At 68.5% G+C, this 10,168-nt stretch carries 8 protein-coding genes and 2 pseudogenes; 6 read left to right on the forward strand and 4 right to left on the reverse strand.

Annotation, left to right across the window (positions count from 1 at the left end):
- Positions 1-44: 44 nt before the first annotated feature.
- Positions 45-443, reverse strand: a pseudogene (locus tag ACIA73_RS38390) (transposase); the annotation flags it as partial.
- 26 nt (positions 444-469) lie between these two features.
- On the opposite strand from ACIA73_RS38390, the pseudogene ACIA73_RS38395 reads away from it, so the two are divergent.
- A pseudogene (locus ACIA73_RS38395) lies at positions 470-592 on the forward strand (IS5/IS1182 family transposase); the annotation flags it as partial.
- Positions 593-622: 30 nt separating this feature from the next.
- On the opposite strand, the gene ACIA73_RS38400 reads toward ACIA73_RS38395, so the two are convergent.
- Entirely contained in the window at positions 623-961 is a 339-nt protein-coding gene (locus ACIA73_RS38400; protein WP_399443620.1) for a transposase, read from the reverse strand.
- An 83-nt stretch (positions 962-1,044) separates the two neighbouring features.
- On the opposite strand from ACIA73_RS38400, the gene ACIA73_RS38405 reads away from it, so the two are divergent.
- The 4 genes from ACIA73_RS38405 to ACIA73_RS38420 all read left to right on the forward strand — a co-directional run bounded on the left by ACIA73_RS38405 (position 1,045) and on the right by ACIA73_RS38420 (position 3,842).
- The gene (locus ACIA73_RS38405) at positions 1,045-1,329 is read left to right on the forward strand and encodes a hypothetical protein (protein ID WP_399443621.1); all 285 of its coding nucleotides are present in this window, start codon (positions 1,045-1,047) and stop codon (positions 1,327-1,329) included.
- Positions 1,326-2,528: an ATP-binding protein gene (locus ACIA73_RS38410; protein ID WP_399443622.1), complete on the forward strand. Its 1,203-nt coding sequence runs from the start codon at positions 1,326-1,328 to the stop codon at positions 2,526-2,528. Before ACIA73_RS38405 ends, ACIA73_RS38410 begins: the two co-directional genes overlap by 4 nt.
- A 259-nt stretch (positions 2,529-2,787) precedes the next feature.
- Positions 2,788-3,000: a hypothetical protein gene (locus ACIA73_RS38415; protein WP_399443623.1), complete on the forward strand. Its 213-nt coding sequence runs from the start codon at positions 2,788-2,790 to the stop codon at positions 2,998-3,000.
- Positions 3,001-3,083: 83 nt separating this feature from the next.
- Positions 3,084-3,842, forward strand: a complete 759-nt coding sequence (locus ACIA73_RS38420; protein WP_399443624.1) for a hypothetical protein — start codon at positions 3,084-3,086, stop codon at positions 3,840-3,842.
- Between the two features lie 298 nt (positions 3,843-4,140).
- Here ACIA73_RS38420 and ACIA73_RS38425 read toward each other — a convergent pair whose 3' ends face one another.
- Positions 4,141-4,323: a hypothetical protein gene (locus ACIA73_RS38425; RefSeq protein ID WP_399443625.1), complete on the reverse strand. Its 183-nt coding sequence runs from the start codon at positions 4,321-4,323 to the stop codon at positions 4,141-4,143.
- Positions 4,324-4,491: 168 nt separating this feature from the next.
- Here ACIA73_RS38425 and ACIA73_RS38430 point away from each other — a divergent pair, with 168 nt between their 5' ends.
- Complete coding sequence (locus tag ACIA73_RS38430) at positions 4,492-6,657, forward strand: hypothetical protein (RefSeq protein ID WP_399443626.1); 2,166 nt, start codon at positions 4,492-4,494, stop codon at positions 6,655-6,657.
- A 207-nt stretch (positions 6,658-6,864) separates the two neighbouring features.
- Here the strand turns inward: ACIA73_RS38430 and ACIA73_RS38435 are convergent, their stop codons facing one another.
- Complete coding sequence (locus ACIA73_RS38435) at positions 6,865-9,468, reverse strand: Helicase associated domain protein (RefSeq protein ID WP_399443627.1); 2,604 nt, start codon at positions 9,466-9,468, stop codon at positions 6,865-6,867.
- Positions 9,469-10,168: the final 700 nt, after the last annotated feature.

The following is a 10,168-nucleotide window of genomic DNA, read 5'->3' on the forward strand; positions in this document are numbered from 1 at the left end:
GTGCGCCAGTCGAAATCTCTGTCCGTGCTGGTTAAGACGGTGTCCTATCTGATGAGTCGGACGAATCGTTTGTAGCAGCAGAGGGCTGCGGCGAGGCCGAGAAATGCCAGGTAGTTGGAGGGTTGGCGCTCGTAACGTGGGCTGAGCCGGTGGTAGCCGGACAACCACGACATCGTGTGCTCGATAACCCACCTGCGTCGGCCGAGTCGTTCGCTGGACTCGATGCCCTTGCGGGCGATGCGGACGCCGATGTGCTTGCCCCATAACCATTTACGCAGGTGGGGCACGTCATAGGCTTTGTCCGCGTGCAGCCGCTGGGGCTCGAAGTGCCGACCGCGGTGGGGGTCGTGTCGCGTTTGGTGACCGGCGACCATGGGCTTCAGTGCGAGGCTGTCGTGGACGTTCGCGGCGGAGATGCCGACGACCAGGGGCAGTCCGCCAGCAGGCCGTTGAGCATGCCGACGACTTCGTCGACCACGCCGCCACTCTTGGCATCGACCTAGAAATCGTTCAACGGGAGCCAGGAGCGAGAGGGTTCACGCCGATTCCGAAACGCTGGGCGGTGGAACGGACCTATGGCTGGCTGAGCTTGACTCTGTCGGGGATCTTGGAGTCGCCGATGTCAACTACCCAGGGTGCGCCAGGATTTCAGCCGGGGATTCTCCCGTCGGTCGAGGTAGCCCTGGAAGGCGGTCGGTCGGCGGGGCGCGGGGGTTTCCTCGGTCGGGGACAGTCCGCTGAGCCGCTCGATGTTGACGGCGATGGCAGTCAGGACGTGCTGGATGTGGGCCTTCCCCTGCCCCCGGTAGCGGCAGCGCCGCATGCCGTGACCGTGGGCAAACTCGTTGACCGTGCCCTCCACTCCGGAGCGGACCGCATAGCGGGCCTTCCACTCGGGTGTCTGTTGCTCGGTACGGATGCGGAGTTGCAGGTCGCGGAGCTCTCGCGGGGGAAAGCCCAATCGACCTGTACACCTTCCGCGGCAACCGTTACCTCGGCCGGGCCTTCCTCAGCAACGAAGCCAGCGAGGAACTGCGCGCCAAGGTGCTCCTCGAACGCGACGAGCACAGCAAGGCCCTGCGCCAGGCCTTGAAGCGCTCCGGCGAGCGTCGGCACGAGCGCCACCTGCCCTCCACCCAGCCCGAGATTCCTGTCCGCGCCCTGCGGATGACCGAGCAGGAGGCCCGCGCCGAACTCGAAGGCACCACTGCGCCCCCGCCGCCTCGCCGGCGGGCACAGCCCTACCGGCCTCTGACCCCGATTCCGGCTGCGTGGCAACGCCACTCCCCGCCCCCAGCCGACACCGCACCCAAGGATGACGCCTCATGACAACTGCCCCCAAACGCAAGCACATTCCCCAGCACCGCCAGCCGGCCACCGCATCGCCGGGCGAGGCATCGAGGCGCCGCCCCGATATACGCCCCCAGCACTTCCTGGGCCTCAAGGACTCCACGCTGGTCCCCACAGCGAACCTGCTGCAGATCAAAGACACCGTCATCGACACCGTCGAGTCGAAGGCCATGTCCGTGATCTACGGCGACCCCGGACTCGGCAAGAGCTTCTCCACCCGCGCCACGATCCAGGAGATGAACCCGGACCTCATCCTCCCGCTCGACTTCGCCCGCTCCCGCCCCGGGCCGAAGGACCTGCGCGAGGAGTTGTTCCACCAGATGCGGCTCAACTGCAAGATGCCCGGCACCGCGACCGCGTTCGACAAGCTGCTGCGCGAAGCCCTGCCCCGGCGCCCGTATGTGATCGTGTGCGACGAGGCCCAGCAGTACCGGAGGGAAAATTTCGAGTTCCTGCGCAAATTATGGGACAACTGCGACCCACAGCCCGCCATCGTGTTCGTCGGCGGCCGCGAGGCCTACGAGACGCTGCAGCCGATGTGGCGCACCCGGTGGGCGGTGCCCGACCCGGAGTACGGGGAGAACCCGCTCCCGCCCCTGCTGTTCGTCTTCAACCGGCTCGGGGCACGCAACCCCGACACCGTCATCCCAGCCCTGGAGAAGCTCACCTGGCGGCACTGGGCAGGCCACGAACGCCACCAGCACTTCTCGTACGACCAGAAACTCCCCATCGTCACCGTCGACTTCGACAAGCTCCGCGCACACGGCCCCGCCGGACAGGTCTTCCGCCGCTTCGGCCGGACCGGCCACCAGACCCTCCACCACGCCGTCGGCAACCCCCACCGGGACGCCTACCTCGCCCGCCGCCGCGAAGAAGAAGCCGTCCGGGACGCCGAACAGCGCGAGGAACAGCGCCGCAAGGCCGAACGCGACGCCCGCCGCCCCCGCTGCACCTCCTGCCAGAACACGTTCAGCGACGACCGCTGGGAGGCAGTCGAGAACACCCCCGCAGACCCGCACCCCACCCTGTGCGTGGCCTGCGCCTGGCGGGCCAGCGACGCCGAACAGACGGCACGCCGCCAGGCGGAGCAAGAGCGGCTGCGCCAGGAGGCCGCCGCCGAAGAAGAGGCCCAAGGCCGCCGGTTCTTCCGGCGACGCAGCAGCTCAGAGCGACAGTGACGGCACAACGGCAGACCGTCGTGCCGTCACGCCGTCGAACCCACACCGCCGACGAGGAGTGAAACGCCAACTGAAACGCACGGTGAAACGCGACAACGCATTTCACCAGCGTTTCAGCTCTGACCAGCGGTTTCCCCTGCGAAATGCGGCTGGAGGCGGAGCGTTTTAGCCGGTACGCCACCGGGTTGAGGGCCTCAGACGAGTTCGGATTTCTGAAACCCGCCCAGGTCAACGAGGCCGAAGGCTACGGTCGGCCCCCATGAGCGTGGAAGAGCCGGTCACCGGCTGGGACGACGACAACCCGCCCCTCGATGACGAGGAAGACCTCGCCGCCACGATGCTGGCGGAGGTCAGCGAGTTCCTCCACCAGGTCGGGCTCGCCGACCAGGAGGAGCTGGCGGAGATGAAGCCGGACCTTACCCGGTTGGCCCGGACACTCGCGTCCCGGGCCGAGGGGCACTTCGGGATGTGAGTCCCTTGGGTCCCGCCGCACCGCACGGCGCGGCGGGACGCCTCCGTACGCACTGGGCACGACCTCCCGGAGAGGGCGATTCGGTGACCGACATCCGTATGAGCGAGGACGTCCGTACCGCACTGGGGGAGGACGGCGCCGCCCGGGCCGGTGCGGTCACGCTCAACCAGGCCATCTGCCTCGGCTGCGAGAAGAAGATCGACCCCGAGGAACCGGTGCACGTCGTCCTGCGCATCGGTGGCAGGGTCGCCCACATCCGCTACGCCCATGCCGCCTGCCACCCGTCGACCATCGTGGAAATCCCCGAACCCCGAACGCCCGCCGGGCCGCCGGCCGCGCCGGACCAGGGAGCGGCGATGCGCGTGACCGCCGCCACGGTCGACCACGGCGGGGCCGTCCTGCCGACCCTCGTCGCGGAGCTCGAAGCCCCGGTCTTCCTCGTCGCCACAGACGCCCGCGATCTCGTCGACGTTCTCGCCTCCCACGTCCTGGCCCAAGGGTTCTCACCCGTCGGCCGCCTGCGGCACGCCCCCGCCCACGCACAGCGGTGGACAGCCGCCTACACCACCCCGGACACCAGCGGAGTGGCGCAGTTGACCATCGCTGAGCCCGACGGGACCGTCTTCTACACGGGCACGATCCTGCCCCCGGACCCGTGGGTTGCCGGAGTCGAGCTGTACGGGTGGACGGTGCTGTACGTGGGGAAGATCGGGCTCGCCGGACTGCCCGCCGGCGACCAGAAGGCGCGGACCCGTCTCCTGCGCGAAGCCGCCGCCGACGGGCGTCTCGTCGGTGCCCGCGTTCCCGTCCGCCACCTCGGCCGCGCAGAGGCCGGGAGGTGAGCGGAGGCCTGCGTGCTTCCGGCACCATTTCCATTTCAAATCGTCTCATTTGGCCTGGCGGCTTCCGCTCCAGTGCCAGGGTGGTGCTGCTCGCGACGGGGAAGTCCGGGTGTTCGGCCCCCAGGAGCCGGTGCACGTCGTCGTGCGGACCGGTGGCCGGGTCGTCCACGAGGAGGCCGGCGGCCCCGAGCCCGACCGCACCCCCGCCCGTTGGTGGCACTGGGCGGCCGAAAGCCCGGGGAAGAGGCAGAGGGCCAGCGGAGGCCGGAGGCAGAGCGAGGGCGCTGCCCGCCGGGCGTCACTGCACACGTTCTCCTTCCGTGGTGTCGGTGTCGGTGGTGTCCGCTGCGGTTGCCCGATTGAGGCGGTGGCGGCGGCGCAGGGTGTTCAGGGCGTAGGCGGTGGCGGTGGTGAGGAGTCCGGCGGTGAGGTTGCCGAGGACGTCCTGGAGGAAGAAGTCGCAGAGCGTGGTGAGGAACATGTGATCGGTCCTTGTCTCGAACTGCCCGTGGTGTGGGGCGGGTTGAGATCGAAGGTGCCCGGTGGTCTGATTGTCCGTCCGACCGTACGCCTGTTGCCGCAGGTGGCAGCGGGGTAGGGGCGTGGACAACGCCGGATGGCGACGGACAACCAACGGGGGGATGATCGAGTGGGGCGCCGCAGAACGTTCAAGTGCGGCCCGGACGCCGAGGCGCTGGCAAGATTCCTCCTGGACCTGGGCGAGCGCCGGGGCCTGGAGAAGGTGGAGGACTTCACCGCCCGGTTTCCCAGCGTGAAGAAGACGGTCTGGGCCGAATACCTCAACGGCAGCAGCCTCATCGAAAAGGCAGAGCTCGCCAAAGTCGTCCAGAGCCTGTGCGGCACCGACCGCCAACTGCTCGCCGCGAGAACACTCCGGGCCAACCAGCTGTGGAACGCCGCCGCCGCAGAGCTCCGGGACACCAAGACGTCCCTCGCGCACCACGACGAGAAGCAGCTCGCGGCCCGGGAAACGGCGGCACTGCACGAGCGCCTCACCGACACCACCGAACGCCTGATGCGCGCGAAGGAGCACGCCGAGAACGCCCGCGGCATCATCACCGTGCTGGGCGCCATGGCCGGAATACTCCATGCCAAGGTCGCCGAAATCAGCAGGGAACGCGACAACGCCCGGGAACGGGAACGCGCGGAAGCCGGCGAACGCCTGGCGCGAGCCCGCCTGCGCCTGGAGCGCACCGAGCATGAACTCGCCCTGGCCCAGCAGAACCGGCTCACTGCCGAACAAGCCCAGCAGGTCCTCATCCGCGAAGCCCACGAAGCCCGCCAGGAACTGGAACGGCTTCGCCGCCAGAGCGCCTATCTCGGTGACAACGACGAAGCGCTCCCCGACGAGAACGCGGCTCTCTCTGTCAGAGAGGAAGCGTCCTTCGGTGACGAGGAGAGCGACTTCGACGACGCTCTGGACAAGATCACCGCAGACCGCCAGGACCACGAACAGGACTTGGCCGACCTTGCCGCACACACCGGACTCGCCCCACCTAGCGCCCACGACAAGGACCACCAGGTCCTCCAGGGCACGCTGCTCTCCCGCACCGACACCCCTACACTCCAAATCTCTGCCCAGTTGTCCGCGAGCACCGCGGACAATCCTTCCACCAGGCACAATCACCCCGGCGAAAGCCCTCACGCCGCGCTGTGGCCCTACTTTCCCCGGCCCGGGACAGCCCTGGCGGACTACCAGATCCCTGACTTTCTCGACGACCTGCACGACCTACTGCTCCAGGCACTGCGTACCGGCCGCGCGGACGAGGTGGGCGCCCTGCTGCCCGCGCCGCGTACGTCGGCAGACCTGGCCGCCTACCGGCCCGAGGACTTCCACGACGACCTGCACGGCCTCTTGGACCATGCGAAGAGCCGGGAAGACACGAACGACACCCTCCTGCTGCCCGAACCCGATCCGGCAGCCCCCGACCACGAACGAGCAGCAGCCCTGCCCACCCAAGAAGCCACCCGCCGCTTCCTGGACTCCTGCAACGCCACCGCTATGGCGCCCTGGTGGGAACAATGCCGGGAGGCGGCCCGGAACAACTACCTGGCCCAAACCCCCGCCCCATTGTCCGCGGACAACCCGGACAACGCTCCCACCAGCCAAAACACACCCGACCTGGCCGTCGACAAGATTCCGGAGGCCAAGGGCAGCCCTGAAGAGAAAGAGTTCTGGGCCGAACTCAAGAACCTCCTGCGCACCCACCAGACCACTTGGACCGAACTACTGGCACTCGCCCCCACCGAGCACCAGGCGAACTCCTTCACCCGGGCGCGGCTTCCCTCACGGCAGTGCCTCACCGCCGTGATCACCCACCTCGATCCCACCAGTCTGCCGATCTGGCACCGCCGACTGGACGATGCAGCAACGGCCCGCAAAGCCCGCAAAGAGGCCAAGGCCAACACCAACCCCGACCGCTGGGCCGGCAAACCGCTTCCCCCTCGGCCGCCCGATACTGCGGCCCAGCGCTTCTGGGCGAAGGTCTGCTGCCTGCTGCTGATTCCGGTACTCGGCTACACCGCGACCGCGATCCTCACCGCAGGCATCCAAGCCCTCCCCGAAACATCCGTCGTACCACTGATCATCTACTTCGTCGTCGCCGTGCCCGCCACCGCCTTCCTCGCCTTCCTGCTCTCGATCCCGGCGCTCGAACTTCGAGACGACGACAGCACCAGTGTCACGGGAGCACTGTTAGGAATCCTCGGTCTGCTGGCAGGGCTGGGTATCCCCTGGATCGGCCCCCCGGACACGCCCTGGCAATGGATCGCCGACCATCTCGGCATCTTCTAGCCGGCGGTGTAGCTGAGGAAGTCGGCGACGACGGGGTCGCGCAGCTCACCGTCACAGAGCCCGACGGGACCGTCTTCTACACGGGCACGAGCCTGCCGCCCTGACCCGTGGGTTGCCGGAGTCGAGCTGTACGGGTGGACGGTGGCAGTGAGAGCCCCGGGTGGACGGACACCGGGGCCCTCGCGGTGGAGTGAGGCTCCGGCCCTCTCAACGACCGCGCCCGTGCACGGTCACGTTCATGCTCCTCCTGGCGGTGCTTGCCGTCCACTCCATGCCGATCCCGTCCAGCGCGGCCCGCCGCTCCGGGCTGAGCTTGTCGGCCCGCTTGCGCACGTTCGCGATCCACATCCCCAGCTTGATGGAGCCGGAGCCCTCAGCGGCTTCCTGAGTGCCTCCCGCTTCCTCACCGGACTCGAGCTGCTCCTCATGCGTCCTCGGCACCCGCAGATGCCCCTCGCGGGCGTGAAACGCCTGTGCAGCCCGCAGGTTGAGCATCCACTTGTCGTCCTGCGTCCGCTTCACCGGCCGCTCGCCCTCACCGGCAGGTTCGAGCCCGAGGGCGTTTTCCAGGAGGTACTGCTGCGCGTACGCCAGCTCGTCCCAGCCGTACCGGCATGTCTGCACCCACTTCCCCAAGTCCTCCCCCTGGACGACCAGTTCACCGGCTTCCATGGGCACGGTGCCGCCGTTCTTCAGGTGCTGCTGGGTGAGCCGCAGCCGCCGCTGCCAAGACGTGTCCCACGCCGGGCACCACCCGGGATCGATCTCGTCCAGCGCATCCCGCCGCGTCTCGGTCAGCGCCCCGGCCTCCGACTCCACAGACAGACCGGCCTCGCGACGCTCGGCGATCGTGTCCGCGACCTTGGCGGCCTTCCGCATGTTCTTCGCCCACGCCCCCAACTGCCGTCCCTCCCATACGGCGGTCGCGGGCGGCAGGAAGTGCCCGTGGACGGCCGTCCAGCTGCGCGCGCACTCCAGCCACCCCTCGAACGCCTCCTCCAGCTCCAGCGGGTTCCAGACCATGCCCAGCTCGTCGAGCTCGTCGACGCGGGCGGGATCGAGCTTCCCGGCCCGGTAGTACCGGCGCTGGTCCGCGTGCCAGACCCCGAGCGGATAGTTGCCGGGCATCCAGTCGTCCGGGGTGACGAAGGCGTACGGCACCAGGAGCTCTTCGCCGCCGACCTCCTCGGCGTACTGGACGGACGCCTCGATGCCGCGCCTCCAGTACTCGTTCTCCGGCTCGATCACCCGCAACCTGACGAACCGCGCGAGCTCAGCCGGGTCCCACGGCTCCGCGAACCGCAGCACCTCCCGCGCCGGCGCCCGGAGAGCGTCCTCGGCAACCTCCTGCTGCTCCTGGTCCTCCCCCTCGGCGTCCGTACCGCCCGTCTCGACGGCCTCGTCTTCCTTCCAACTCCCGCTGCGCACACGGGGATCGGCGAGGGCCTCGACCAGGCGTGCGTCGTAGGCACGGAGCGCGGCGAGGATCTTCGCGAGGGGTTCATGCCCCTTTGATGACAGCTTCCCCTTGCCGTTTTCGCCTTCCGGAGTGAATGTGAAGACGACGAGACTGGCCAGTTTCTCTTTTCCGGGACGCAGCCGCAGGGCGCGACCTACCATTTGCACGATGTCCACCATCGAACCACGGGTGTCACAGAAAGCGACTGCGTCGCAATTCACTGTGTCGACGCCTTCGCCCAAAACGCGAACCGAGGAAAGCACCCGCAATGCCGCCGGATATACCCCGTCCCCAAGGTCGATGACGTCGGAGCCGAATTCCTCCAGGATCTCCCGCCTGTGGGCGGGGGCGTGCTCGCCGTACAGCCAGTCCGCCCACACCCGCTCCGGCGCGTGGAACGTCTCCGGATCGTCCCGCCACAACCGGTCCGCGACGTCGACGAGGCCGCCCGCCATGGCCTCGGCGTCCGCCGTGAGGCTGTGGAAGCTCAAGACCTTCCGCATCTGGTGTTTCGCGGCGGCCTTGACCAGCCCGGCCTGCAAGGCGGCCAGACGCGTTCCGCGCAGCTCGCCGGACCCGTTCTCGGCCTCCTCCATGGCGATCCGCAGCACCGGGTCGTCCACGTTGACCACCACCACCTGGAACGGCGCTACCAGGTTTTTGCTCACCGCCTCCGAGAGCGGCAGCTCGAAAGCCACCGGCCCGAAGATCGGCGAGTCCGGATCCATGCTGGCGATCAGCCGCGGCGCCGCCCGCCCATCGCGCTGCGCGTCCAATGTGGTCTCCCACACCCGGGGCGTCGCGGTCATGTACAGCCGGCGCTCCGCCGGGATCTTCGCCTGGTCGTGCACGGACGCCCACGGCTTCAGCCCGTCCCCGCTGGTGCGGTGCGCCTCGTCGACCACCACCAGGTCCCACGTGCCCATCCCGGCCGCGTGCGCGCGCTCCAGGAGCTTCTTGCCGAGCGACTGGTACGTCGCGAGCACCGTGACCTGCTCCAGCGACTCCACCCACTCCGCCAGCTCGGCCGCGACGGTCGTGCACGGAATGCCCTCGGACTGCGACGCCCGCAGCGAGCAGGCGCCCACCATCGCCCCCGTACGGCCCGCCGCCCGCCACGCCTTCGCCGTCTGCACCAGCAGATCCAGCGACGGCACCAGGACCAACACCCGTCGTGCGCGCAGTTGTTGGGCGACCACGGCGGCGATGCGGGTCTTGCCGGTCGCGGTCGCCGCGATCACCTGCGCCCGCATTCCCTCGGGCGGCAGCGTGCCGCCGGCGGGAACCTGGAAGACTCGCAGCACGGCGTCGACCGCTTCCTTCTGGTGCGGGAAAAGCGAATTCACCGACATGACCAGACCCCTTTACTCGTCGTCCTGCACGGAAACGCACTCGTGGTCAGACTCCAGGACTGTCCCGTTCTCAACCGGACCGAACTCCCATGTCGTGTCGCAATTCCGCGCAGTATCCGTGTCCGTAGAAACTCACGTCGGGCATTCGCTTCTCCTTTGAATCAGAAAGGGCCTAGGTGTGGTTAGTGTCATTCTCGTGACGATGTTCCGTGTCATGCAGTGCAGATTCCCAGTGGCACCCGTCCCTGGCGGTGTCGGGGGTGGGCTCTGTTCCCAGAGGCTACCTGCTCAGGCAGTTTGACGCACAGGGTTCGCGGAAGGTGGTGCAGCGAGGGTGTGTTCTGGTACGGTGGAACCTCAAGTCAACAGCGGATAGGGCGGTTTTCCGGCCCTTCTTCCCCGGCTTTCCACCCGGGGTCCCCCTCCTCCTTCCCCCTCTCGGCCGCAGGCCCACGACAAGCCCCGCCTCCTTCCCCGTAGCCAGCCAAGGCCACCGCGAAGCGGGGGCTGCAAGGCCGGATCGCGGAGCGATCGGGCCAGCCGGAGCGAAGCGCCGGCCCTGGGTCGCGGAGCGAACCGGATTCATGCGGCGAAGCCGCAATGCAGGGCGGCGGAGCCGACCGGCAACCCGTATCGCGGAGCGATACGGGAAAGAGCCGCGTAGCGGCTCCGCGTCGCCCTCGCGGAGCGAGGCGCGCGC

The organism is Streptomyces sp. NPDC051561, from assembly GCF_044454195.1.
Classification (GTDB): Bacteria; Actinomycetota; Actinomycetes; order Streptomycetales; family Streptomycetaceae; genus Streptomyces.